Annotated in this window: 22 protein-coding genes; 3 read left to right on the top strand and 19 right to left on the bottom strand. The window is 62.1% G+C overall.

Going from position 1 to position 24,093, the window contains the following annotated elements; genetic code table 11:
- The first annotated feature begins 29 nt into the window (after window positions 1-29).
- Window positions 30-854 (top strand): nucleoside triphosphate pyrophosphohydrolase, encoded by an 825-nt coding sequence (gene mazG / locus LB519_RS19365; protein ID WP_224620895.1) that lies wholly within the window; start codon window positions 30-32, stop codon window positions 852-854.
- Between the two features lie 63 nt (window positions 855-917).
- On the opposite strand, the gene hflX is transcribed toward mazG, so the two are convergent.
- From hflX to dusB, 8 genes are all read right to left on the bottom strand, one after another.
- Window positions 918-2,309, bottom strand: a complete 1,392-nt coding sequence (gene hflX, locus LB519_RS19360) for a GTPase HflX (RefSeq protein WP_224620894.1) — start codon at window positions 2,307-2,309, stop codon at window positions 918-920.
- Window positions 2,310-2,555: an RNA chaperone Hfq gene (hfq, locus tag LB519_RS19355; RefSeq protein ID WP_006202172.1), complete on the bottom strand. Its 246-nt coding sequence runs from the start codon at window positions 2,553-2,555 to the stop codon at window positions 2,310-2,312. It abuts the gene before it with no gap.
- 145 nt (window positions 2,556-2,700) lie between these two features.
- Entirely contained in the window at window positions 2,701-3,564 is an 864-nt protein-coding gene (locus LB519_RS19350; RefSeq protein ID WP_013531497.1) for a D-amino-acid transaminase, read from the bottom strand.
- Window positions 3,565-3,658: 94 nt separating this feature from the next.
- Window positions 3,659-5,020, bottom strand: coding sequence for a sigma-54-dependent transcriptional regulator (locus tag LB519_RS19345; RefSeq protein WP_013531496.1), 1,362 nt, complete (start codon window positions 5,018-5,020; stop codon window positions 3,659-3,661).
- A complete protein-coding gene (locus tag LB519_RS19340; protein WP_224620970.1) occupies window positions 5,010-7,295 on the bottom strand; it encodes a sensor histidine kinase NtrY-like in 2,286 nt (761 codons plus the stop codon). The genes LB519_RS19345 and LB519_RS19340 overlap by 11 nt, the downstream gene beginning before the upstream one ends.
- 129 nt (window positions 7,296-7,424) lie before the next feature.
- Window positions 7,425-8,885, bottom strand: a complete 1,461-nt coding sequence (gene ntrC, locus LB519_RS19335; RefSeq protein WP_013531494.1) for a nitrogen regulation protein NR(I) — start codon at window positions 8,883-8,885, stop codon at window positions 7,425-7,427.
- Window positions 8,882-10,024, bottom strand: a complete 1,143-nt coding sequence (locus tag LB519_RS19330; protein WP_013531493.1) for a two-component system sensor histidine kinase NtrB — start codon at window positions 10,022-10,024, stop codon at window positions 8,882-8,884. Before LB519_RS19330 ends, ntrC begins: the two co-directional genes overlap by 4 nt.
- Window positions 10,021-11,049, bottom strand: coding sequence for a tRNA dihydrouridine synthase DusB (gene dusB / locus LB519_RS19325; protein WP_224620892.1), 1,029 nt, complete (start codon window positions 11,047-11,049; stop codon window positions 10,021-10,023). The genes LB519_RS19330 and dusB overlap by 4 nt, the downstream gene beginning before the upstream one ends.
- A gap of 243 nt (window positions 11,050-11,292) precedes the next feature.
- On the opposite strand from dusB, the gene LB519_RS19320 reads away from it, so the two are divergent.
- Window positions 11,293-12,522, top strand: a complete 1,230-nt coding sequence (locus LB519_RS19320; RefSeq protein WP_224620891.1) for a bifunctional 2-C-methyl-D-erythritol 4-phosphate cytidylyltransferase/2-C-methyl-D-erythritol 2,4-cyclodiphosphate synthase — start codon at window positions 11,293-11,295, stop codon at window positions 12,520-12,522.
- Window positions 12,519-13,001, top strand: a complete 483-nt coding sequence (locus LB519_RS19315) for a CinA family protein (RefSeq protein WP_224620889.1) — start codon at window positions 12,519-12,521, stop codon at window positions 12,999-13,001. Before LB519_RS19320 ends, LB519_RS19315 begins: the two co-directional genes overlap by 4 nt.
- Before the next feature lie 45 nt (window positions 13,002-13,046).
- Here LB519_RS19315 and plsY read toward each other — a convergent pair whose 3' ends face one another.
- The 11 genes from plsY to eno form a co-directional block, all read right to left on the bottom strand.
- On the bottom strand, window positions 13,047-13,721 hold the full coding sequence (plsY, locus tag LB519_RS19310) for a glycerol-3-phosphate 1-O-acyltransferase PlsY (protein ID WP_224620888.1): 675 nt from the start codon (window positions 13,719-13,721) through the stop codon (window positions 13,047-13,049).
- A gap of 9 nt (window positions 13,722-13,730) precedes the next feature.
- Window positions 13,731-14,186 (bottom strand): type II toxin-antitoxin system RatA family toxin, encoded by a 456-nt coding sequence (locus tag LB519_RS19305; protein ID WP_013531488.1) that lies wholly within the window; start codon window positions 14,184-14,186, stop codon window positions 13,731-13,733.
- Between the two features lie 12 nt (window positions 14,187-14,198).
- Window positions 14,199-15,164, bottom strand: coding sequence for a lipoyl synthase (gene lipA, locus LB519_RS19300; protein ID WP_024505190.1), 966 nt, complete (start codon window positions 15,162-15,164; stop codon window positions 14,199-14,201).
- Between the two features lie 138 nt (window positions 15,165-15,302).
- Window positions 15,303-15,560: a GlsB/YeaQ/YmgE family stress response membrane protein gene (locus LB519_RS19295; protein ID WP_013531486.1), complete on the bottom strand. Its 258-nt coding sequence runs from the start codon at window positions 15,558-15,560 to the stop codon at window positions 15,303-15,305.
- 89 nt (window positions 15,561-15,649) lie between these two features.
- Window positions 15,650-17,095, bottom strand: coding sequence for a dihydrolipoyl dehydrogenase (gene lpdA / locus LB519_RS19290; protein ID WP_013531485.1), 1,446 nt, complete (start codon window positions 17,093-17,095; stop codon window positions 15,650-15,652).
- Window positions 17,096-17,107: 12 nt separating this feature from the next.
- Window positions 17,108-17,743 carry an SGNH/GDSL hydrolase family protein gene (locus LB519_RS19285; RefSeq protein ID WP_013531484.1) on the bottom strand — a complete coding sequence of 212 codons (636 nt, stop codon included), beginning with the start codon at window positions 17,741-17,743 and terminating at the stop codon, window positions 17,108-17,110.
- A gap of 149 nt (window positions 17,744-17,892) precedes the next feature.
- Entirely contained in the window at window positions 17,893-19,308 is a 1,416-nt protein-coding gene (locus LB519_RS19280; RefSeq protein WP_224620887.1) for a pyruvate dehydrogenase complex dihydrolipoamide acetyltransferase, read from the bottom strand.
- 18 nt (window positions 19,309-19,326) lie between these two features.
- Window positions 19,327-20,730 (bottom strand): pyruvate dehydrogenase complex E1 component subunit beta, encoded by a 1,404-nt coding sequence (locus tag LB519_RS19275; RefSeq protein WP_063168050.1) that lies wholly within the window; start codon window positions 20,728-20,730, stop codon window positions 19,327-19,329.
- Window positions 20,731-20,745: 15 nt separating this feature from the next.
- On the bottom strand, window positions 20,746-21,783 hold the full coding sequence (pdhA, locus tag LB519_RS19270; protein WP_063168051.1) for a pyruvate dehydrogenase (acetyl-transferring) E1 component subunit alpha: 1,038 nt from the start codon (window positions 21,781-21,783) through the stop codon (window positions 20,746-20,748).
- A 194-nt stretch (window positions 21,784-21,977) separates the two neighbouring features.
- Window positions 21,978-22,301, bottom strand: coding sequence for an FtsB family cell division protein (locus LB519_RS19265; RefSeq protein WP_027038975.1), 324 nt, complete (start codon window positions 22,299-22,301; stop codon window positions 21,978-21,980).
- A 276-nt stretch (window positions 22,302-22,577) separates the two neighbouring features.
- Window positions 22,578-23,852, bottom strand: coding sequence for a phosphopyruvate hydratase (eno, locus tag LB519_RS19260; RefSeq protein ID WP_013531479.1), 1,275 nt, complete (start codon window positions 23,850-23,852; stop codon window positions 22,578-22,580).
- Between the last annotated feature and the right edge of the window lie 241 nt (window positions 23,853-24,093).

The following is a 24,093-nucleotide window of genomic DNA, read 5'->3' as shown; positions in this document are numbered from 1 at the left end:
GCGGCCGGCCGCGCGATAGCATCAGCCCTATGACGCCATCGAAAGACATTTCGCGCCTGATCGAGATCATGGCGGCGCTGCGGGCGCCGAAGACCGGCTGTCCCTGGGATATCGAACAGGATTTCTCGACCATCGCGCCCTACACGATCGAAGAGGCCTATGAGGTCGCGGATGCCATCGCGCGCGGCGACCTCGACGATCTGCGCGACGAACTCGGCGATCTGCTGCTGCAGGTCGTCTACCACGCGCAAATGGCCGAGGAGGCCGGCGAGTTTGCCTTCCCCGATGTGGTGCAAGCCATCACGACGAAAATGATCCGACGCCATCCGCATGTCTTCGGCGACGAAAAGGCCCGCAGCGCCGGCATGGCCAAGGGCATGTGGGAAAAGATCAAGGCAGAAGAGAAGGCAGAGAAACGAAGCGCCCGCCTCGCGCGCGGTCTCGATCCCGAAGACAATGGCAAGGGGTTTCTGGACAGCGTGCCGGTCGCCCTGCCCGCGCTGACCCGGGCGCTGAAACTTCAGGAGAAGGCCGCCCGCGTCGGCTTCGACTGGAGCGAGGCAGCGCCCATCCTCGACAAGATCGAGGAAGAGATCGGCGAATTGCGCGAGGCGCTGGCCAAGGGCGACACCGCCTCGATCAAAGACGAGTTCGGCGACATGCTGTTTGCCGCCGTCAATCTCGGTCGCCACCTCAAGCTCGATTCGGAAGCAGCGCTGAGCGGCACCAACGAGAAATTCCGCTCACGTTTCCATTATGTCGAGCAGGCTTTGGAGAAAGCCGGCAACACGCTGGACAAGGCTGATCTGGCCGAGATGGAAGCGCTCTGGCAGGAAGCAAAGACTGCGAAGTAGTCTCTCTTTTCGGGCAACTCCCGACGGAAAGCCGCTATACACTTTTCCTGGAACTGCTCCGGATTATCCGTTGTTTTTACGACGCAATCTGCTTTCGATCTCTTCGCGCGCGCTTTGCGTGGCCTTCAGCGAGATGGTGGCGCTGCCGTCGTCATTGTCGCTTCGCGAAACCACATCGCCATTGCGGTAAAGCCAGTCGACAAGGCCGAACTGTGCCGGCTCGATCGTCACGGTGAGGTCTTCGAGTTCGCCCGCCATCCGCGTTTCGATGATCGCCTTCAGCGCATCGATGCCCTCGCCGGTCACCGCCGACACCGCAATCGGCGGCGCCTTGTTGGCATCGGCGCCGTCTGCAAGCAGCCGGGTCCGGTTGCCTTCGTCGAGCCGGTCGATCTTGTTCCACACTTCGATCACCCGCTTGGCATCACCAGCGTCAACGCCAAGATCTGCAAGGATACGCTCGACATCCTCGGCCTGGGCGGCCGTGTCCGGATCGGAAATGTCGCGCAGATGAAGCACGAGGTCGGCCTCGACCACCTCTTCCAGGGTGGCGCGGAAAGCCGCGATCAGATGTGTCGGCAGGTCCGAAATGAAGCCGACCGTGTCGGAGAGGATGATCGGCGTGCCATGTGGCAGGCGCACGCGGCGCAGCGTCGGGTCGAGCGTGGCGAACAGCATGTCCTGTGCCAGCACATCCGCCCCGGTCAGCCGGTTGAACAGCGTCGACTTGCCGGCATTGGTGTAGCCGACGATCGCCACCACCGGGAACGGCACCTTCCTGCGCTTGGCGCGGTGCAGGTCGCGCGTGCGCCGCACCGTTTCCAGCTCCTGCTTCAGCTTGATGATCTTTTCCTGCAACTGCCGCCGGTCGGATTCGATCTGTGTTTCGCCGGGGCCCCCAAGGAACCCGGCGCCGCCGCGCTGACGCTCCAGATGGGTCCAGCTACGCACGAGGCGGCCCTTCTGGTAGTTGAGATGGGCGAGCTCGACCTGCAGCGTGCCTTCCTTGGTGCGTGCACGCTCGCCGAATATCTCGAGGATCAGCCCGGTGCGGTCCAGCACCTTGGCGTTCAGCTCTTTCTCGAGATTGCGTTGCTGCACAGGGGTCAGCGGATGGTCAACGACGACCACCTCCGCATGTCCCTCTTTGACGATTTCCGCGAACTCGGCGACCTTGCCGCTGCCGAGCAGCGTCGCCGGGCGCGGATCGTTGACGGTCACCACCGCGGTCTGAATCAGATCAAGGTTGATGGCGCGGGCAAGGCCAACGGCCTCGTCGTGACGCGCATCAGCCGAACGCATCAGCCGCGGGCGGTTGGTCTCGTCGTCGTTGCGCTGGTGGCGGGTAAGGACGGGCACAATGACCACGGCCCGGGTCGGACCCTTGGCCTCAGTCCCGGGGTGATGCGCTGGTTTCCCGCGAACGGTGGCGTCCGCGTCTTTCTCACGTGCCAATCAGGCGCCCTGGCTTTCCTCGCCATCGAACATCTGAACCGGCTGGCTCGGCATGATCGTGGAAATGGCGTGCTTGTAGACGAGCTGGGAGTGACCATCGCGGCGCAGCAGGACACAGAAATTGTCGAACGAAGTGACCACGCCGGTCAGCTTCACGCCGTTGATGAGGAAGATGGTGAGCGGGTTCTTGCTCTTGCGAACTGAATTCAGGAACAGGTCCTGAAGGTTTTGCGATCGTTCCGCCATTGTTCTTGTCTTTCGCCGATCCCCTTCGGTTTGCAAGCCAATGCGCCAAATTAACGGGCGCATGTCAAGCTCGCAAACACCGTCTTGTCGTCAGTAACGACAAGCAGAACGAGATATATTGATGTTCATTCCACCTGTGCGGTTATCAGGCTGGACTTTTTTCCGCAATGTCAAAAAAGGCTTGCCGCAACGAAAGTGTTATTGAGCCGGGGTGCCCATTGGCGACCGTGTCGCCATCGATGGTCACCACCGGCATGGCGATCGTCGTTGCGGAACTGATGAACGCCTCGCGTGCCGTCTTGGCCTCGGCGACGGAAAAGCCGCGCTCCTCGATCTTCAGGCCAAGCTTGGCCGCCACTTCGAACATGGTCGTGCGGGTGATGCCGCGCAGGATGCCATGCTCGGCCGGCCTGGTGACCAGGACGCCGTCCCGGGTGACGATCCAGGCATTGGACGAGCCGCCTTCTTTTACGTTGCCTTCATCGTCGACGAACCAGGCTTCCTGCGCACCGGCTTCCTTGGCCTTCTGCTTGGCCAATACATTGGGCAGCAGCCCGACGGTCTTGATGTCGACGCGATCCCAGCGGTTCTCCGGCACGGTGATGACGGCGATGCCGGTCTCGGCTCGCTTCGCTCCAGCGGCAGGGTCAGCCTTCCTGGCGGTTACCACCAGCGAAGGCTTGGTGTCGGCGGAAGGGAAGACGAAGTCGCGGCTGGCCACGCCGCGCGTCACCTGCACGTAGACCAGGCCATTGGCGACGTGGTTGCGATTGACCACCTCACGCAGAATGAGCGGCAGCACGTGAGAGGTGACCGGCCAGGCGATCGACAATTCGGTCAGCGAACGGTTCAGCCGGGCCAGGTGGCGCGGCATGTCGACGATGAAGCCACGCGCCACTTCGCAGACCTCATAGACACCGTCGGCGAACTGATAGCCGCGATCCTCGATATGCACGGCAGCGTCGGCGTGCGTGACATAGCGCCCGTTGACATAGGCAATGCGCGGCATTGGCGACCCCTCAGAAATTCTCGGGCTTTCTTATGCGATTCCACCGCGGGCGTAACCGGCAAATGGTTGGACCACGCGCGGCGGCTGGACGCGCTCAGACGCCCAGCGACTTCAGCTTGCGATGCAGAGCGGAGCGCTCCATGCCGATGAACTCGGCGGTCTTCGAGATGTTGCCGCCGAACCGGTTGATCTGGGCGATCAGGTAATCCTTCTCGAACTGCTCACGCGCTTCGCGGAGCGGCAGCGCCATGATGTGTTGGTCGGATTGATTCGGGGTGCGCGGCATGACATCGCCGATCTCGGCCGGCAACAGATCAGCGGTGATCGGCGCATCGACGTCGTCGCCGCGCGCCAGGATCATCAGGCGCTCGACATTGTTGCGCAGCTGGCGAACGTTGCCCGGCCAGTTGTGAGCCTGCAGAACGGCCAGCGCGTCGTCGCCGATACGGCGCGGCTTGATGCCGGCCTGGCGGGCGATCTGCTTCATGAAGTTGTCGACGAGGTAGGGAATATCCTCTCGCCGCTCGGCCAGTCCCGGGACGATGACCGGAACCACCGCCAGGCGATGGTAAAGATCCTCGCGGAAACGACCGTCGGCAATCATCGCTTCGAGGTTCTGCGAGGTCGAGGAGATGATGCGGACATCGACCTTGACCCGCTTGGTTCCCCCTACCCGCTCGAACTGTTGTTCGACCAGCACGCGCAGGATCTTATTCTGCGTCTCGCGCGGCATGTCGGCCACCTCGTCGATGTAGAGGATGCCGCGATGGGCCTCCTCGAGCGCGCCGACCTTGCGTTCGACGCCATTCGATTCGGTGCCGAACAGTTCGATCTCCATACGCTCGGGCGTGATGTTGGCGGCGCTCAGCGTCACGAAAGGCGCGCCCTTGCGCGCCGACAGCGTGTGGATGGCGCGCGCGGCCAGTTCCTTGCCCGAGCCAGACGGGCCGATGATCATCACGCGGCTGTTGGTCGGCGCGACGCGTTCGATGGTCTGACGCAACTGGCTCATCGCCGACGACATGCCGATCAGATCGAAGGTTTCGCCGCTGCGCAGCTTGAGGTCGGAAACCTCGCGCCGCAATTTCGAGGTCTCGAGCGCACGTTCGGCAATAAGGATCAGCCTGTCGGCCTTGAACGGTTTTTCGATGAAGTCATAGGCGCCGCGACGGATGGCGGAGACCGCCGTTTCGATGTTGCCGTGGCCGGAAATCATCACCACCGGCAAGGTCGGATGCATCGTCTTGATCTCGTCGAGCAGCGCCAGGCCGTCCAGGCGCGAGCCCTGCAGCCAGATGTCGAGGAAAATCAGCCGCGGCGCGCGATCAGCTATAGCAGCGAGCGCACTGTCGGCATCGAATGCGGTGCGGGTTTCGTGACCTTCGTCGCTCAGTATGCCCGCGACGAGTTCACGGATGTCTTCCTCGTCATCGACGATGAGAATATCAGACGCCATTACCGACCTTTTCAGTTTCTCTTTCGTTTTCCGCCCTGCTTTCGCCGCGCGGAGCCGTTGCGGCCGCAGGCGGCAGGATGATGCTGATCATCGCGCCGCGCCCATCGTGGAAGTCCGCTGGAGCATCGTGTAGTTCCAGCCTGCCACCATGGTCCTCCACGATCTTCTTGACGATAGCGAGGCCAAGCCCGGTGCCCTTCTCGCGTGTGGTCATGTAGGGCTCGAGCAGCCGTTGGCGATTCTCGCGCGGCAGGCCTTTGCCATTGTCGATGACGTCGATTCGAATCGCACCATTCTGGCGCCCGGCCTGAATCCGGATTATGCCGTGCGAACCGTCCTTCTGTTCCAATCCGTCGATTGCCTCGGCGGCGTTCTTGATCACATTGCCGAAAGCCTGCGCCATCAGCCGGCTGTCGAACGTGCCCTTCAGCGGCTCGCTGCCGAAGATCCGCTCGAAAGTGATGTCGGCGCGGCTGACCTCGACCAGGAACGAGGCCTCGCGCAGCGATTCGCGCAGATCTATGGCCTTCATCTCGGGCTTCGGCATGCGCGCGAAAGCCGAGAATTCGTCGACCATGCGGCCGATATCCTCGACCTGCCGGATGATGGTGTCGGTGCACTGGTCGAAAACCTCGCGGTCCTCGGTAATCACCTTGCCATAGCGGCGCTTGATGCGTTCGGCCGAGAGCTGGATCGGCGTCAGCGGGTTCTTGATCTCGTGGGCGATACGCCGCGCCACATCCGCCCAAGCCGACGAGCGCTGCGCCTGGACCAGGTCGGTGATGTCGTCAACCGTCACGACATAGGACTTTTCCTCCGAGCCGTCATCGCCGGCCTCGATGGTGATCTGAACGTTGAAGGTCCGCTCGGCGCCGGCGCGGTAGAAGGTCACCTGCTCGCGATAGACGGGTTTGCCGGACTTGCGGCCGATTTCGAAGACGCGGCCGACATGCGGCAGCACGGCGGAAAGGTTCTGCCCAAGGGCTGCGCTGGCCGAAATGGCCAGCATCGCCTCGGCCGAGCGATTGACGATGGTAACGATGCCGTAGGGATCGACGCCGATGACGCCGGCGGTAACGCCGGCAAGCACGGCTTCCGAGAAGCGGCGCCGTTCGTCGATCAGGTCCTTGGCCGACAGGATCTCGTTGCGCTGCGATTTCAGTTCGAGAAGCATCTTGTTGAACGTATCGCCGAGCGAGGCGACATCGCCATCCGAAGGCCTGACCGGAACCGCTACGTCGAGATTGCCGGTCGCCACTTCGTCGGCGGCGCCGATGAGCTGGCGAATGGGCCGCACCAGACGGTCGGCGACCGCAATGCCGGTCCAGATCGCGGACAGGATGATGATGAGCGTCAGCGAAAGATAGGGCAGCGCGAACGCCACCTGCGAGGTGCGGCGGTTGTCTTCCAGCCCCCGATATTCGTCGGTGTTGGACCTGACGATCTGCCGCGCCTTGATGACCTCGGGATCGACGAGGCGAATGGTATAGAGATAGAGCCCTTCGATCTCGCGCAGCTTGACGATGGCGCCCATGATGTTGCGCGTTTTCGGTTCGATCAGCACCGGTTTGCCGTCGGCAGCGCTGGCCACGGCGCCTTCCGGCGGCTCAGGCATGGCAAAATCCGTGTCGGTCTTGGCGCTCATGACGAAAGAGCCGTCAGGTTTGATCAGCGCCGCATGGGCCAGCGAACGGCCCACGGCTTCCTTGTTCATCAGGTCGAGAAAGCCGGTACGATCAAGGCCGTAGAGTGTGCGTGACGCATCGAGATCATAGGCCATGGACAGTGTCGTACCCTGCAGGTTGCGGGCATTTTCCTGAACATAGGCGTCGGCGATCGACAGCGACGAATTGACGATCGTCTTGGTCCGGATCTCGAACCAGCGGTCGAGGCCGATGTCGAGCGTGATCGACGCGATGATGGCCACCATGATGGCCGGAATGGCGGCAACCAGGGCGAACATGGCGACAATGCGCACATGCAGCCGCGAAGCGGCCTTGCCATGCCGGCGCGCCATCAGGATGCGGTGCACCTCACGCCCGACCAGCGCGATAAGAATCAGGACGAAAGCCGCGTTGAGGGCAATCAACGCCAGCGTCGTCGACTCGTTCGGTGTGATCGGCGTGGCGCCAACGAGGATGGTGAACGAGATCGCCGCCGTCATCAGCGCGCCGACGACCGCGATCACGCCTGGCAGCGCAAGCAGCCGGCGCCCGTCACGAGCGCCGGGTTCGCTGAAAAGCGGTTGGTTTGTTGTCGGTGCCTGCGGGGCCATGTCGCCGTCTAGTGCCATGATTGCGTCGGATGTATGCAACGCATTGTGGCGATTATGCAACAAGTGTGACCGAGACGGAAATCTTTCGCGAGCCGATCCCCTGAAAAGAGCGCGGGCTCAGATCAAGGCTCAGCCCTGGCGCGACGATTTGTAGACGTTGACGCCGAGTTCGCGGATCTTCTTGCGCAGCGTGTTGCGGTTCAAGCCAAGCAGTTCCGCGGCCTTGATCTGGTTGCCGCGGGTTGCCGTCATCGAGGCCAGGACGAGTGGAAACTCGACCTCGGACAGGATGCGTTGATAAAGCCCGGCAGGTGGCAAATCGCCGGCAAACGAGGCGAAATAGCGTTGCAGGAAGTGCTCGACCGCCTGGCCGATCGACAAATCGTCGGGAATGAGGTTGCCGCCACCCGGCACCACGGGACGTTCGCCGGTCTTGAGCTCGGCCTCAATGACCTCGGCGGAAATCTCGTCCTGCGAATAGAGCGCGGCGAGCCTGCGAACCAGGTTTTCCAGTTCGCGCACATTGCCCGGCCACGGATAGCGCTTCATCAACTCGATGCCGCCGGAAGAAATGCGCTTGGTCTGCAGGCCTTCCATTTCGCCGAGCTTGAAGAAGTGACGGACAAGGTCGGGCACATCCTCGGAGCGCTCACGCAGCGCGGGCAGCCGGAGCGGCACCACGTTGAGGCGATAGAACAGATCCTCGCGAAAAAGCCCCTGGTTGATCAGGGTGCGCAGATCTTTGTTGGTGGCGGCGACGATGCGCACGTCGGTCTTGATCGGCGTGCGTCCGCCAACCGTCGTGTATTCGCCCTGTTGGAGCACGCGCAGCAGCCGCGTCTGCGCCTCCATCGGCATGTCGCCGATTTCATCGAGGAACAGCGTGCCGCCTTCAGCCTGCTCGAAGCGTCCGGTCGAGCGATTCTGCGCGCCGGTGAAGGCGCCCTTCTCGTGACCGAACAGTTCCGATTCGATCAGGTCGCGCGGGATCGCCGCCATGTTGATGGCGACGAAGGGGCCGCCGCGGCGGCGGCCATATTCATGCAGCGCGCGCGCCACCAGTTCCTTGCCGGTGCCGGATTCGCCCGAGATCATCACCGTCAGGTCGGTCTGCATCATGCGCGCCAGCATGCGGTAGATGTCCTGCATGGCGGCCGAACGGCCGACCAGCGGCATTGCATCGGGCTGCTCTTCCGGCCGCGCATCGATCTTCGGCCGTCGCGGCTCGGAAAGCGCCCGGTTGACGATGTTGAGCAGTTCGGTCAGGTCGAACGGCTTGGGCAGATACTCATAGGCGCCGGTTTCAGACGCGCGGATCGCCGTCATGAAGGTGTTCTGGGCGCTCATGACGATGACCGGCAGTTCCGGCCTCGCCTTCTTGATGCGCGGCAGCATGTCGAAGGCGTTTTCGTCCGGCATCACCACATCGGTGATGACCAGATCGCCCTCGCCAGCCGCCACCCAGCGCCACAAAGTCGAAGCATTGGAGGTGACGCGCACCTCGTGGCCGACGCGCGAAAGCGCCTGGTTGAGGACAGTGCGGATCGCCGCATCGTCGTCGGCGACGAGAATATTGCCGCGAACGGTCATTTGCGGTCTCCTTCACCGTCTTCATCGGCGCCGTATGGCGCTTCTTTCCAGGCCGGCATCAGGATGCGGAATGTGGTCCCGCGCGGCGTCGATTCGCATTCGATGATGCCGCCATGTTCGCCGACGATTTTGGCGACCAGCGCCAGCCCCAGCCCCGAGCCGTTCGGCTTGGTGGTGATGAACGGGTCGAACAGGATCGGCAGGATGTCTTCCGAGACGCCGGAGCCATTGTCGCGCACACAGAACTCCAGCGGCAGCGACACGCGGTCCTGCGTGCCCGGCACCGAAACACGGATGCCTGGCCGGAAGGCGGTCGACAGCACGATCTCGCCCTGCGGGTCACTGCCGATCGCCTCGGCGGCGTTCTTGACCAGGTTGAGGAACACCTGGATCAACTGGTCGCGGTTGGCAAACACCGGAGGCAACGAAGGATCATAGTCCTCCAATATCTTGATTCTTTTGGCAAAACCGTTCTTGGCAATGGCCTTGACATGGTCGAGCACGACATGGATGTTGACGGGGTAGCGGTCGATCGGCCGCTCGTCGGAAAACACCTCCATGCGATCGACCAGCGACACGATGCGGTCGGTCTCGTCGGTGATCAGCCGCGTCAGCGCACGGTCTTCGTCGGAAGCCGACAGTTCCAGCAACTGGGCAGCGCCACGGATACCGGAGAGCGGGTTCTTGATCTCATGGGCAAGCATCGCCGCCAGGCCGGTGACCGAGCGCGCCGCACCGCGATGCGTCATCTGCCGGTCGATCTTGTCGGCCATCGACCGTTCCTGGAACATAACCACCACCGAGCCCGGAAATTCCGGTACCGGCGCGACATAGAGATCGACGACCTTCTCGATGCCGAGACGCGGCGACGACACGTCGACCCGATACTCGTTGACCGGTGCCAGGCGCTCGCGCACCTGGTCGACCAGCGTCAGCAGCGGGCTGCCGAAGGGAATGAGTTTTGACAGCGTGTTGCGGGCGAGCATGGTCGCGCTTGAACGAAAGAAGTCTTCCGCGTCGGCGTTGGCGAAGGTGATGAAGCCTTCCTCGCTGATCATGATCACCGGGCGGCGGATGGTGTTGAGCACGATCTGGGCGGCATCCGCCATTTCAGCGCCTTGGCCGGCGGCGGCGTTCATGCGGCACTCCGCAGGGTCAAAGGTTGCGGATCGCGCGAAAACACATCGCGCAGCAAGGCAATGACGCGCGCGGGCTCGAATGCGGTCAGTATGGCCTTTCGGCTGTCGTCGGCGACGCCGCCGGCATGCCGATCAAGATACCAGCCGAGATGCTTGCGCGCCTGGCGCAGGCCGCTTTCGGCGCCGTAGAGCGCTAGCATGTCCTCATAATGGGCCACGATGTAGTCGGCGAGCGCCGTCGGGTTCTGTGGAATATTTGGCGTCGCTTCGCCTGTCGCTGCGGCCGCAACGCCACCTGCGATCCAAGGGGCGCCATAATGGGCACGGCCGATCATCACTGCGTCGGCACCCGATTGATCGAGAATGTCGGCCGCTTCCGCCGGCGAAGAGACGTCACCATTGGCGACGACCGGGATGGACACGGCTTCCTTGACGCGGGCGATGGCGCGCCAGTCGGCCTTGCCCTGATAGAACTGGCAGCGCGTTCGGCCGTGCACGGTCACCATACTGACACCGGCCTGCTCGGCGCGGCGCGCCAGTATCGGCGCGTTGAGCGCGCCTTCGTCCCAGCCAAGCCGCATCTTGACCGTCACTGGCACCTCGACCGCGCCGACAACGGCGTCGATCAGCGACAGTGCGTGGTCGAGATCCAGCATCAATGCCGAACCAGCGTAGCCGCCAGTGACCTTCTTGGCCGGGCATCCCATGTTGATGTCGATAATGTCGGCGCCCTCGCCGGCGGCGATTCTGGCACCTTCGGCCATGTGCACCGCCTCGCGGCCTGCAAGCTGAACCATATGGACGGGCAGGCCGGAGTGGCGTATGCGCAGGTTGAAACCGGCCCTGCCCTTGGCGAGCTCGCCGCTGGCAACCATTTCGGACACGACCAGGCCCGCTCCATGCGCGTGGGCACGCTGCCGGAACGGCTCGTCCGTAATGCCCGACATCGGCGCGAGGAACACGCGATTGCGGAGTTTCACGCCGCCGACGTTAAGCGGCGCGGCCAATTTGGTCAAATTAACCATGCACAAAAACCAAGCATCTTCATTCGTTGCACATTCTCTAGCCATATCGGCCGCAATGTGCAACGCGGAATGACGCCACATTAAGGCGCAATTGGGAAAATGCTGGCCTTCGGGATTGGGTGTGGCCAAAGCGCCGCGCGCCCCGTGGGACGCGCAAAGGACGCTTTGGGATTCATATTTGACGCACGATCTTTGCCGAAAACCGATTACACTTTTCGGGATCGTGCGCTAAGCCAATCTGCAATGACTGACGCAAGTGAAAATCACGTTTCGAGTGCGGATGGCAAGGTCGCGGTGGTAATCGTCGCGGCCGGCCGTGGCGCGCGCGCCGGACAGGCCAACGGACCGAAGCAATATCAACACATTGGCGGCTTTGCCGTCATTGCACACACGCTGGACATTTTTCTGGCCCACCCGCGGACCGGCGAGATCGTCGTCGCCATTCATGCCGACGACCATGAACTGTTCCGGCAGGCGGCGGGCACCAACGCCGAGCGCGTTAGCGCCGTTATCGGCGGGGCGACCAGGCAGGAATCCGTCCGGCTCGGCCTGCTTGCCCTTAGAGACCACGCGCCGGGGCAGGTTCTGATCCACGATGCCGTGCGTCCGTTTGTCGATACGGACCTGATAGATCGCACCATCGCCGCCATCGGCGAGCGCGAGGGCGCATTGCCCGCTTTGCCCGTCGCCGACACGCTGAAGCGCGAATCGGCCTCCGGGGTGGTCGGCGAAACCGTTTCGCGCAGCGGTCTTCACGCGGCGCAAACGCCGCAGGGCTTTCCGTTCTGGCCCATCCTTGCCGCGCACGAGAAAGCCCATCATCTGGGAAAAATGGATTTTACCGACGATGCCGCGATCGCCGAATGGGCGCATATTCCGGTCAAGATCGTTCCGGGCTCGCCGGACAATGTCAAACTCACCTGGGCACGGGATATTGCCATGGCGGATCAGCGGCTTTCCGGCGAACGTGTGCGCTTTCCCGACATCCGGACCGGCAATGGCTACGACGTCCATGCTTTCGAGCCCGGCGACCATGTCACACTGTGTGGCGTCGCCATTGCTCATGACAAGAAACTGTCCGGCCATTCCGACGCCGATGTCGGTCTGCATGCTCTGACCGATGCGTTGCTGGCGACCTGCGGCGCCGGCGACATCGGCACGCATTTTCCGCCGTCCGACCCGCAATGGAAAGGCGCTGCGTCGCGGATCTTCGTCGAGCATGCGGCAAGGCTGGTGCGCGAGCGCGGCGGCCGCATCGCCAATGCCGATATCACGTTGATCTGCGAAGCGCCGCGCGTCGGCCCGCACCGCGAGGCGATGACGGCAGCCCTGTCGCAGATGCTGGCAATTTCCGCGGATCGCATCTCGATCAAGGCGACAACCAACGAGAAGCTCGGCTTCGTCGGGCGCGAGGAAGGCATTGCGGCGATCGCCACTGCCAGCGTGGTGTTTCCCGGCGAGGTGCCGGAATGACCAACAGCGACCTGGCAAATGCCTTGCTGCAAGCCTGCCAGAAACGCGGCATCATGCTGGCAACGGCGGAAAGCTGCACCGGCGGCATGATCATCGCGGCACTCACCGACATCGCCGGCTCGTCCGCCGTGGTCGATCGCGGCTTCATCACCTATTCCAACGAAGCCAAGATGGACATGCTCGGCGTTTCCGCCGCCACGCTCGAGGCGCATGGGGCGGTTTCGCGCGAGACTGCGATCGAAATGGCGACAGGCGCGCTTACCCGTTCGCGCGCCGGGCTGACCCTGGCGGTTACCGGGATCGCCGGGCCTGGCGGCGGTTCGGCGGAAAAACCGGTCGGCCTGGTCTGGTTCGGGGTTGCGCTGGACGGCCGACCGATTGTCGCCGAGCACCAACTCTTTGCAGACAAAGGCCGCGATTTCATCCGTCGCGAAACGGTCCGGCAAGCGCTGGAACTGGGCCTGCAAGCACTCGGATAGGATTATAAAACGTTGGGCGGGCGGACCCGAAAGCCGGATTTGCGGCTACGTTTTCGATTCCGGGCTGCTTTGCCCCAAGTGTGGCTCCGTCCCAGCCAGCAGCCGCTGAATGTTGGCACGATGGCGCATAACCACATAGATGCTGCCCGCAATCACCAGCAACCGATAGGCCAACGGTTGCTCCAGGCCACAGATGAGGGCGATCGCGGTCAACGCCGCTACCATCGAACTCAGGGAAACTATCCGAGACGTAGCCAGCACAGCACCAAAAGCCGCCGCAGCCCCCACACCTACCGGCCAAGACAGAGCCAGCAACACGCCAAGCCCCGTCGCAGCGGATTTGCCACCTGTAAAATTCAACCAGATCGAACGGCCATGTCCCAACAACACGGCAATTCCGGCCAGGCAAACAGCCCAAGGCACCCAGGCTTGCAGGTCAAGCGGGGTCGATGGCGTAACAAACGGCAACGTGATGAACCAGGGATAGAACCAGCGGGCAAAGACGATCGCCGCAGCACCTTTCAGCACATCCACCAGCAACACCACCAACGCAGGCCATTTTCCCAAGACCCGCAAGACGTTCGTTGCCCCGGTGGATTTGGAGCCATGCTCCCGGATATCGATGCCCTTGAGCAGCTTTCCCGCCAGATAACCCGTGGGCATTGAACCGAAGAGATAGGCGATCGCCAGTCCAACGGTGCTTGCTATCCAGAAAAGCATGCGCAAGCCTCAAGACGGTTTTGTACCGTAGATGACGTCGGCGCGCTTCTCAAAGGCTTCGGCGAACATGCGGAAGGCACGATCGAACATGGTTCCCATGACCGCGCCCAGAATACGGCTCTTGAACTCGTAGTCGATGAAGAAGCGGACGGCGCAACCGGCGCCGTCGGGTTCGAAACGCCAGACATTGCTTAAATATTTGAACGGCCCGTCGATGTACTTCACGTCGATGGTGTTCTCGTCGGGCTTCAGCAGTACCTGCGTCGTGAAGGTTTCGCGGATCGCCTTGTAGCCGATGCTCATGTCGGCAAGGAGAACGGTACGCCCGTCACGCTCCTTGCGCGAGCGAACCGTCAGCGCTTCGCAAAGCGGCAGGAATTGCGGATAGGATTCAACATCGGCGACCAAAGCGAACATCTGCTCGGGTGTATGGGATACGCGTCGGGTGGCTTCGAATTTTGGCATGAAACCGGCTGATTAAGCTGATTTCTTGAGAATCGCTTCCCGTGCCGCACGCAGCTTGGCGAAATCGTCGCCGGCGTGATGCGATGAACGCGTCAGCGGGCTGGACGCCACCAGCAGGAAACCCTTGGTCCGACCGATCGTCTCAAAGGATTTGAACTCCTCCGGCGTAACAAAGCGGATCACCGGGTGGTGCTTCTTCGACGGCTGCAGATACTGGCCTATGGTCATGAAGTCGACATTGGCCGAACGCAGATCGTCCATCAACTGCAGGATTTCATTCCGTTCTTCGCCCAGCCCCACCATGATGCCGGACTTGGTGAAGATCGACGGATCAAGCTCCTTGACCCGCTGCAACAGCCGGATCGAATGGAAATAGCGAGCGCCCGGACGAACCGTCAGATAGTTCGACGGAACGGTTTCGAGATTGTGGTTGAAGACGTCGGGTTTGGCCGCCACGACGATCTCCAGCGCGCCGTCCTTGCGCAGGAAGTCGGGCGTCAGGATTTCGATCGTCGTCAGCGGCGTCGCCGCCCGGATGGCGCGGATGACCTCGGCGAAATGCTGCGCACCGCCATCGGCGAGGTCGTCGCGGTCGACCGAGGTGATGACGACATGGGTAAGGCCCATCTGCTTGACCGCATGCGCGACGCGGGCCGGTTCATCCGGGTCAAGAGCAGTTGGAATGCCCGTGGCGACGTTGCAGAAGGCGCAGGCGCGGGTGCAGATCTCGCCCATGATCATGAAGGTGGCGTGCTTCTTTTCCCAGCACTCGCCGATGTTGGGGCATCCGGCCTCTTCGCAGACCGTCACCAGCTTGTGCGACTTCACGATTTCGCGCGTTTCGGCATAGCCCTTCGACATCGGCGCCTTGACGCGGATCCAGTCGGGCTTGCGCAGGACATCCTGATCAGGCTTGTGCGCCTTTTCCGGATGCCGCAGGCGCGGTGCGTTGGCGATCGTATCGAGGACAGTGACCATCGGGAAACCTGGTTCATTGGCGAGCGCCAGTCAGGCGTTCGTTGTCATAACGTCATCTAGGACTTTTCGGCGCAAAGAAAAAGGCCGCTGCGGCGCATGCCGCAACAGCCTTTTTCGCATGGCAGCTCTTCAGGGATGTCAGCGGCGCACCAGGCGTCCCGCCCAGATCAGCAGGCAGGCACCGATAAAGCCGGTGATCAGATAGGCAATCCAGCCGACGCCGAACGGGCCAAAATTGAGAGCCTGCAGAATGGCGTTCAGTACGATCGCGCCGACGATGCCCATAACGATGTTCATGAAGATGCCGGTGTTGCTCTTCATGAACATTTCGGCGAACCAGCCTGCCAGGCCGCCGATGATGATGGCTGCTATCCAGCCGACGCCATTCAGGTGCATATGCCTTCTCCTTGTGTGATGGATGAAAGTGCATCCGCAAACGATGTACCTTGCCGCCGGGTTCCATCTGTAGCAGCGCTTTCAATCTATCACGCGTTGAGCGCGCGGCCATAGGCGTCGAGCACGCTTTCCTTCATCATCTCCGACAGCGTCGGGTGCGGGAAGATGGTGTGCATCAGCTCTTCCTCGGTCGTCTCCAGGTTCATCGCCACGACGAAGCCCTGGATCAGTTCGGTCACTTCGGCGCCGACCATGTGGGCGCCGAGCAATTGACCGGTCTTCTTGTCGAAGATGGTCTTGATGAAGCCCTGATCCTCACCGAGCGCGATCGCCTTGCCATTGGCGGCGAACTGGAAGCGCCCGACCCGGATATCCCAGCCCTCGGCCTTGGCCTTGGCTTCGGTCAGGCCAACCGAGGCGACCTGCGGATTGCAGTAGGTGCAGCCCGGAATCTTCAGCTTGTCGGTGGCATGTACGCCAGGAAAATCAGCGATCTTCTCGATGCACACGACACCCTCATGTTCGGCCTTGTGGGCGAGCATCGGCGGGCCGGCGACATCGCCGATGGCGTAGATGCCCGGCACATTGGTTTTGCCGTAACCATCGATGACGACGCAGCCGCGTTCGGTCTTCACGCCAAGCGCCTCGAGTCCGAGGCCTTCGATATTGCCCTGCACGCCGACGGCCGAGATCATCCGGTCGGCGGTGATCTTCTCGACCTTGCCATCCTTCATCTCGACATGCGCGGTGACCGAGTTCGTGCCCTTCTCGACCTTGGTCACCTTGGCTTCGAGGATGATCTTCATGCCTTGCTTCTCGAACTGCTTCTGCGCGAACTTCGAGACTTCGGCGTCCTCGACCGGCATCACCGCCGGCAGCAATTCGACCACCGTCACCTCGGCGCCCATTGTGCGGTAGAAGGAGGCGAATTCGATGCCGATGGCGCCCGACCCCATGACGAGCAACGACTTCGGCATCTCCTTCGGCACCATGGCCTCGAAATAGGTCCAGATCAGCTTTCCGTCCGGCTCGATGCCGGGCAGCGCGCGTGGCCGGGCGCCGGTCGCCAGGATGATGTGCTTGGCGGTATAGGTGCCCTCGCCCTTGACGCCTTTCGGCACCGGCGGCTGTGGCTCCATCGGCTTCTTGGCCGTCTTGGACACGACGATCTCGCCCGCCTTCGAAAGCTTGGCCTCGCCCCAGATGACGTCGACCTTGTTCTTCTTCATCAGGAAGGCAACGCCGCCATTGAGCCGCAGCGACACCTTGCGCGAGCGGTCAACGACGGCCGATGTGTCCACGCTGACCTTGCCGTCGAGCTTCAGCCCGTAATCCTTCAGGTGATCCGAATAGTGCATGATCTCGGCCGAGCGCAGCAGCGCCTTGGTCGGGATGCAGCCCCAGTTAAGGCAAATGCCGCCGAGATGCTCGCGCTCGACGATCGCCGTCTTGAAGCCGAGCTGCGCGGAACGCACCGCGGTGACATAGCCGCCGGGACCGGAGCCGATGATGATGACGTCATAGTTCTCAGCCACGGGTTTTCTCCTTCACAATTCCAGCATGACGCGCACGACTGGTGTCAGCGCCTCGCCGATGTTTCGCGTATTTTCGGCGTCAAGATGAACACCGTCGAGAGGTGTGGTTTGCGCCACGCTGCCGGCGTCGAAGAAGCCGCAGCCGGCCTCATCGGCGAGCGCGGCATATTGCGGTGCCAAAAACTTCGAGGCGTCGTCGCCGCCGGCAAACATTTCCTTGAATTCGGCATTTTCGGTGCGACTGACGACAGGCGGCGAAACGATGAGGATCTGCGGCGCCGGCCAGTCGAACGGATAGTCGTGACCGCGCACGATGTCGATCAGCCGCTGGATACCCTGCTTGGCCGCGACGGGATTGCCGTGGATCCACGGCTTCATGTCGTTGGCGCCGAGCATGATGACAATCAGGTCGATCGGCGCATGCGTCGTCAGCACCGTTGGCAGCAGCCTGGCGCCGTTGCGATCAGCACCGGCCAGGTGGTCGTCGAAGGCGGTGGTACGGCCATTGAGGCCTTCGGCGATAACTTCCACGCCACTGCCAAGGCCGGCCTGCAGCACGCTTGGCCAGCGGTCTTCCAGCGCATGGCGGCCACCTTCGGCATTGTAGCCCCAGGTCAGCGAGTCGCCGTAACAAAGAACCGTCTTCATGCACCCACCTGCGCGTCGATCAACCCATGCTTCACCCGCCATCCATGGGTTGTGACCGCCCGTTTCCGAGCAGCCAGTCCGGTGGCGAATCCGGAAATGATGAAAGCGAAGAGGCTGGTGAAGACTATCCGCACCGCCCTCTCGCTTCCCTAAACCAGCATGCCCATCGGGTTCTCGATCAGGCGCTTGAAGGCGACCAGCAGTTCGGCACCCAGCGCACCGTCCACGGCGCGGTGGTCGGTCGACAGCGTCACCGACATCACGGTGGCTATTCTGATTTCGCCATTCTTGACCACCGCCCGCTCCTCGCCGGCGCCGACCGCCAGGATCGTCGCGTGCGGCGGGTTGATGACCGCAGCAAAATCCTTGATGCCGAACATGCCGAGATTGGACACCGCCGTGGTGCCACCCTGATACTCTTCCGGCTTCAGCTTGCGGCTGCGGGCGCGACTGGCGAGGTCCTTCATCTCGTTGGAGATGGTGGACAGCGTCTTTTCGTCGGCTTTGCGGATGATCGGTGTGATCAGCCCGCCGGGGATCGACACCGCGACGCCGACATCGGCGTGCTTGTGCTTGACCATGGCGCTTTCAGTCCACGAGGCATTGGCATCCGGCACTGCCTTCAGCGCCATCGCCATCGCCTTGATGACCATATCGTTGACCGACAGCTTGTAGGCCGGAGCATCACCCTTGTCGGTCTTCTTCACCGGGGCTGCCGCATTGATCTGCGTGCGCAGCGCCAGCAGCGCATCGAGCTCGCAGTCGAGCGTCAGGTAGAAATGCGGAATGGTGGTCTTGGCCTCGACCAGGCGGCGCGCAATGGTCTTGCGCATATTGTCATGCGGGACGAGGTCGTAGGAGCCCTGTTCGAACAGTTTCAGCACCTGATCGTCCGACATCGCCTTTACCGGCGCGGCAGGAGCAGCAGCGGGCACGCCAGCCGGAGCCTTGGCGGCAGGCGCCGCCTGGGCGCCGCCACCGGCAATCGCCGCGTCGACATCCGCCTTCACCACCCGGCCATGCGGACCGGTGCCGGTCACGGCAGACACATCGACACCGGCTTCCTTGGCTATGCGACGTGCGAGCGGCGACGCGAAGGTGCGTCCTTCCGGCGACTGGCTGATCTCCCCCCTTGTGGGAGAGATGGCCGGCAGGCCAGAGGGGGGCGTCTCGCGCTGAGAGGACGGCGGGACAGCGCCCCCCTCTGTCGACTTCGTCGACATCTCCCCCACGGGTGGGGAGATTGGCGCCTTGTCCTGCTTGGCCTCGGCTTTCGCTGGAGCAGCATCGCCCCCGCTTTTCGCGGCAGCGCCTGCATCCTCACCTTCGGCAGCGAGCACGGCGATCAGAGCGTTGACCTTGACGCCTTCGGTGCCGGCGGGAACGACGAGCTTTGCGACCGTGCCCTCATCGACAGCCTCGACTTCCATCGTCGCCTTGTCGGTCTCGATCTCGGCAATGACATCGCCCGGCGAAACCTTGTCGCCTTCCTTGACGAGCCACTTGGACAGATTGCCCTCTTCCATCGTGGGCGACAGGGCCGGCATGGTGATGTTGATTGGCATTTTGTCCTCCCGCCCGGTTCAGCGATATGTGACGGCTTTGACCGCCTCGATGACTTCGCCGACGTTCGGCAAAGCCAGTTTCTCGAGGTTGGCGGCATAGGGCATCGGCACATCCTTGCCGGCGATGGTGATGACCGGCGCGTCGAGGAAATCGAAGGCGCGCTGCGACACCTGGTTGGCGATATGGTCGCCGACCGAGTTCTGCGGATATCCCTCTTCGACAACGATCAGCCGGTTGGTCTTCTTGACCGAGGCGATGATGGTGTCGAGATCGAGCGGCCGGATCGTGCGCAAGTCGATGATCTCGGCATCGATGCCCAAGCCGCGCAGCTCGGCTTCCGCCTTGACCGCATAGGTCATGCCGATGCCGAAAGAGACGATGGTGACGTCCTTGCCGGTCTTGTGGATGCGCGCCTTGCCGATCGGCAGCACGAAATCATCCAGCTTCGGCACGTCGAAGGACTGGCCATAGAGGATCTCATTCTCGAGGAAGATGATCGGATTGGGATCGCGGATCGCCGCCTTCAACAAGCCCTTGGCGTCGGCGGCGGTGTAGGGCATCACCACTTTCAGGCCCGGAATGTGGCTATACCAGGCGGCGTAGCACTGCGAGTGCTGCGCGGCGACGCGTGCGGCAGCGCCGTTCGGTCCACGGAAAACGATCGGCGCACCCATCTGGCCGCCCGACATGTAGAGCGTCTTGGCGGCGGAGTTGATGATCTGGTCGATCGCCTGCATGGCGAAGTTGAAGGTCATGAACTCGACGATCGGCTTCAGGCCGGCCATCGCCGCGCCGACGCCGACGCCGGCAAAGCCATGCTCGGTGATCGGCGTGTCGACGACGCGCCGCGGCCCGAATTCCTGCAGCAGCCCTTGCGTGATCTTGTAGGCGCCCTGGTATTCGGCGACCTCCTCGCCCATGACGAAGACATCGCCGTCGCGGCGCATTTCCTCGGCCATCGCATCGCGCAGCGCTTCGCGTACCGTGGTCGAGACCATCTCTGTGCCGGCCGGAATGTCCGGATCGGCGGCGATTTCCGTCTTCGGTGCAGCAGCCACCGGCGCGGCAGCCGGTTTTGCGGCCTCCGCCTTGTCCTCCGCCGCGGCTGGAGCCTCTGCCTTTGCCGGTGATTCCGCCTTGGCGGGAGCCGAGGACTTGCCGATATCGCCGGCACTTTCGCCGTCCTGCAGCAAAACGGCAATCGGTGTGTTGACCTTGACGCCTTCGGTGCCGGCGGCGATCAGGATCTTGCCAAGCGTGCCTTCGTCGACGGCCTCGACTTCCATCGTCGCCTTGTCGGTTTCGATCTCGGCGATGACGTCGCCGGCGACGACCTTGTCGCCCTCATTCTTCAACCACTTGGAAAGATTGCCCTCTTCCATGGTCGGCGAGAGAGAGGGCATGAGAATTTCGATCGGCATGTCCTTGCCCTCCCGTTACAATACGATATCGGTCCAGAGCTCGGACGGATCCGGCTCTGCATCGTTCTGGGCAAATTCGGCGGCGTCAGCGACGATGTCGCGGACCTCCTTGTCGATGGCCTTAAGCTCGTCCTCGGTTGCCCACTTCTTCTCGATCAGCCGCGCCTTGACCTGTTCGATCGGGTCATGGTCGGAGCGCATCTTCTGCACTTCTTCCTTTGAGCGGTATTTCGCCGGATCGGACATCGAGTGACCGCGATAGCGATAGGTCTGCATTTCGAGAATGATCGGCCCGTTGCCGGCGCGGCACCATTCGGTCGCCTGGTCGCCGGCGGCCTTGACAGCGCGCACGTCCATGCCGTCGACCTGGATGCCGGGAATCTTGAACGAAGCGCCACGGTGCGAAAAATTGGTTTCCGCCGAAGAGCGCGACACCGAGGTGCCCATGGCATACCGGTTGTTCTCGATGATGTAGATCACCGGCAGCTTCCACAGCGAGGCCATGTTGAAGCTTTCATAGACCTGGCCCTGGTTGGCCGCACCGTCGCCGAAATAGGTCAGCGAGACATTGTTGTTGTCGCGGTAGCGGTTGGCGAAGGCCAAGCCCGTGCCGAGCGACACCTGCGCGCCGACGATGCCGTGGCCGCCATAAAAGTGCTTTTCCTTGGAGAACATGTGCATGGAGCCACCCTTGCCCCGTGACAGGCCGCCGCGACGCCCGGTCAGCTCGGCCATGACGCCGCGCGGCGACAGCTCCATCGCCAGCATGTGGCCGTGGTCGCGATAGGCGGTGATCATCTGATCGCCGTCGATCAGCGCCATCTTCATGCCGGTGACGACCGCTTCCTGGCCGATATAGAGGTGGCAGAAGCCGCCGATGAAACCCATGCCGTAGAGCTGGCCGGCCTTTTCCTCGAAACGACGGATGAGCAGCATGTGCCGGTAAGCGGCAAGCTCTTCGTCCTTGGTGAATTCGACAGGTTTGGGGGTCGAAAGCCCCGATTTGCCGTCGGATTTGGATTTGGCAGGCGCTTTTCTGGCGGCGGTGGCCATGCATCACTCCCTGTTGGCGTCTCTTCGTGGACATTAGAGCAGGATGAAATCTGCTCTGGGGAGATCAGCTCCTCCCCACCGATTTTAGGGAGGCTAACACGCGTCAAAGCGTTGCGCCATGCCGAATTTGCATAGCTGGCATGCGCCTAAGCGATTAAAATCATTGAAAATATTGGTGATTAACTTGAAATCAGTTATTTCGCCGAGGTCGGCAACATAATGGTGATTTCGTCAGCTTGGGACAGATTGAGCGCCTTGCGCGCCTGCTCATCGAGCATGTCCTTCTCGAGCGTGCCTTCATGCATCAGCCGAACGCGGCGCTCGAGCTCCATGCGGCGCGCCTTGATCGCATCGAGCTGGCCTTGCAGCGCAACCGTCTGGGCTTCCAGCTGATATTTCGAGTAGATACCGAATTCGCCGTGATAGGCATGAAAGCCGAAATAGGCCAGGAACGCCACGCAAAGCGAGGGAATGATCAGCCGGCCGGTGTTTCTCTGCTTGTGCTGACGCGTCCACATCGCCCGATTCCTCTAGAGCATGATGCCGAAAAGTGTGAAGCGGTTTTCGGACGACATCATGCTCTATCTCTTTGATTTAGAGTCGGATTCAGATTTCAGGTCGAACAGACCTGAGATCATCCGGCTCTAGCCCGCGAACTCAGGCGGCTCACGATCTTTCTCGCCCGATTGTGCTTAACGGACGGTTACGGGTGACCTGTTTGGCGGCGCCGAAACGAAAAAGGGCGGGAATGCTCCCGCCCTTTTGTCCGGTATCGATGAGCCGGTGTTTCCGGATCAGCCCTTGACCACCGACTTGCCGGCGTAGCTTGCCTGCTTGCCGAGCTCTTCCTCGATGCGGATCAGCTGATTGTACTTGGCCATGCGGTCCGAGCGCGACAGCGAGCCGGTCTTGATCTGTCCGCAATTGGTGGCGACGGCGAGATCGGCAATGGTCGAATCCTCGGTTTCGCCCGAGCGGTGCGACATCACGGCGGTGTAGCCGGCCTTGTGCGCGGTCTCGACGGCGTCGAGCGTTTCCGTAAGCGAGCCGATCTGGTTGACCTTAACCAGGATCGAGTTGGCAACCCCCATGCGGATGCCGTCGCGCAGCCGCGCCGTGTTGGTGACGAACAAATCGTCGCCAACCAGCTGCGTCTTCTTGCCGATCAGGTCGGTCAGGTACTTCCAGCCTTCCCAATCGTCCTCGGCAAGACCGTCCTCGATCGAGATGATCGGATAGTCGGCGGCAAGCTTGGCCAGGTATTTGGCCTGGGCCTTGGGATCGCGCGTCTTTTTCTCGCCTTCATAGACGTAGTTGCCGTCCTTGAAGAACTCGGTCGCGGCGCAATCGAGGCCGAGCGCGATCTCGTCGCCCGGCTTGAAGCCGGCCTGCTCGATCGATTCCATGATGAAATCGAGCGCCACCGGAGCGCTTTTCAGGTTCGGGGCAAAGCCGCCCTCGTCGCCGACATTGGTGTTGTGGCCGGCATCCTTCAGTTTCTTGCGCAGCGTATGGAAGATTTCCGAACCCCAGCGGACACCTTCGCGCAGCGTCGGCGCGCCGATCGGCAGGATCATGAATTCCTGGAAATCGATCGGGTTGTCGGCATGCGCGCCGCCATTGATGATGTTCATCATCGGTACCGGCAGGAGATGCGCCTTGGTGCCTCCGACATAACGGTAGAGCGGCAGGCCGGCGGCATCAGCGGCCGCCTTGGCCACCGCCAGCGAAACGCCGAGAATGGCGTTGGCGCCAAGCCGGCTCTTGTTGGGCGTGCCGTCGAGCTCGATCATGGTCTGGTCGATATGAATCTGGTTTTCGGCTTCCATGCCGCCGATGGCCTCGAACAGCTCGCCGTTCACCGCCTCGACGGCTTTGAGCACGCCTTTGCCGAGATAGCGGGCGCCGCCGTCGCGCAGTTCGACGGCCTCGTGGGCACCGGTCGAAGCACCCGACGGCACCGCCGCGCGGCCCATCGAGCCGTCTTCGAGAATGACATCGACCTCGACGGTCGGATTTCCACGGCTGTCCAGGATTTCACGCCCGACAATGTCGACGATGGCGGTCATTTGCGATGTCCTCGATTGATCTGAAGAATGCCGCACGTCTTAGCCAAAGTGCTGCAAAAGGCAATCGGCCCGCTGGCAATTATTGCCGCGGCAACAGCGTCCGAACGATTCACGAAGCGCAAATCGCTGTCATCATAAGTCATGTACGGTCGGCTGACTTCCGGTTAAGGTGCAGCGCGCGGGGCGAAACAGGAGGAGTTTCGCCATGTCTCAGTTGAGCGGTATCGTGAGTCTGTTTCTG

This window comes from Mesorhizobium sp. AD1-1, from assembly GCF_020164655.1.
In the GTDB taxonomy this organism is placed as follows: Bacteria; Pseudomonadota; Alphaproteobacteria; order Rhizobiales; family Rhizobiaceae; genus Mesorhizobium; species Mesorhizobium ciceri.
The sequence above is the reverse complement of the archived record's forward strand: the minus strand, read 5'-3'. Positions and strand labels throughout refer to the sequence as shown.

What these genes read in the sequence shown, in the direction of transcription:
- dusB (WP_224620892.1), bottom strand. Translation starts at nt 11,049, where the DNA reads ATGGTTAATTTGACCAAATTGGCCGCGCCGCTTAACGTCGGCGGCGTG.
- lipA (WP_024505190.1), bottom strand. Translation starts at nt 15,164, where the DNA reads ATGGTCACTGTCCTCGATACGATCGCCAACGCACCGCGCCTGCGGCAT.
- plsY (WP_224620888.1), bottom strand. Translation starts at nt 13,721, where the DNA reads ATGCTTTTCTGGATAGCAAGCACCGTTGGACTGGCGATCGCCTATCTC.
- eno (WP_013531479.1), bottom strand. Translation starts at nt 23,852, where the DNA reads ATGACCGCCATCGTCGACATTGTCGGGCGTGAAATCCTGGACAGCCGT.
- LB519_RS19265 (WP_027038975.1), bottom strand. Translation starts at nt 22,301, where the DNA reads ATGTGGACGCGTCAGCACAAGCAGAGAAACACCGGCCGGCTGATCATT.
- LB519_RS19280 (WP_224620887.1), bottom strand. Translation starts at nt 19,308, where the DNA reads ATGCCAATCAACATCACCATGCCGGCCCTGTCGCCCACGATGGAAGAG.
- pdhA (WP_063168051.1), bottom strand. Translation starts at nt 21,783, where the DNA reads ATGGCCACCGCCGCCAGAAAAGCGCCTGCCAAATCCAAATCCGACGGC.
- LB519_RS19340 (WP_224620970.1), bottom strand. Translation starts at nt 7,295, where the DNA reads ATGGCCCCGCAGGCACCGACAACAAACCAACCGCTTTTCAGCGAACCC.
- LB519_RS19330 (WP_013531493.1), bottom strand. Translation starts at nt 10,024, where the DNA reads ATGAACGCCGCCGCCGGCCAAGGCGCTGAAATGGCGGATGCCGCCCAG.
- LB519_RS19345 (WP_013531496.1), bottom strand. Translation starts at nt 5,020, where the DNA reads ATGGCGTCTGATATTCTCATCGTCGATGACGAGGAAGACATCCGTGAA.
- LB519_RS19320 (WP_224620891.1), top strand. Translation starts at nt 11,293, where the DNA reads ATGACTGACGCAAGTGAAAATCACGTTTCGAGTGCGGATGGCAAGGTC.
- LB519_RS19350 (WP_013531497.1), bottom strand. Translation starts at nt 3,564, where the DNA reads ATGCCGCGCATTGCCTATGTCAACGGGCGCTATGTCACGCACGCCGAC.
- LB519_RS19315 (WP_224620889.1), top strand. Translation starts at nt 12,519, where the DNA reads ATGACCAACAGCGACCTGGCAAATGCCTTGCTGCAAGCCTGCCAGAAA.
- ntrC (WP_013531494.1), bottom strand. Translation starts at nt 8,885, where the DNA reads ATGACCGTTCGCGGCAATATTCTCGTCGCCGACGACGATGCGGCGATC.
- LB519_RS19295 (WP_013531486.1), bottom strand. Translation starts at nt 15,560, where the DNA reads ATGCACCTGAATGGCGTCGGCTGGATAGCAGCCATCATCATCGGCGGC.
- LB519_RS19285 (WP_013531484.1), bottom strand. Translation starts at nt 17,743, where the DNA reads ATGAAGACGGTTCTTTGTTACGGCGACTCGCTGACCTGGGGCTACAAT.
- hfq (WP_006202172.1), bottom strand. Translation starts at nt 2,555, where the DNA reads ATGGCGGAACGATCGCAAAACCTTCAGGACCTGTTCCTGAATTCAGTT.
- mazG (WP_224620895.1), top strand. Translation starts at nt 30, where the DNA reads ATGACGCCATCGAAAGACATTTCGCGCCTGATCGAGATCATGGCGGCG.
- LB519_RS19275 (WP_063168050.1), bottom strand. Translation starts at nt 20,730, where the DNA reads ATGCCGATCGAAATTCTCATGCCCTCTCTCTCGCCGACCATGGAAGAG.
- LB519_RS19305 (WP_013531488.1), bottom strand. Translation starts at nt 14,186, where the DNA reads ATGCCAAAATTCGAAGCCACCCGACGCGTATCCCATACACCCGAGCAG.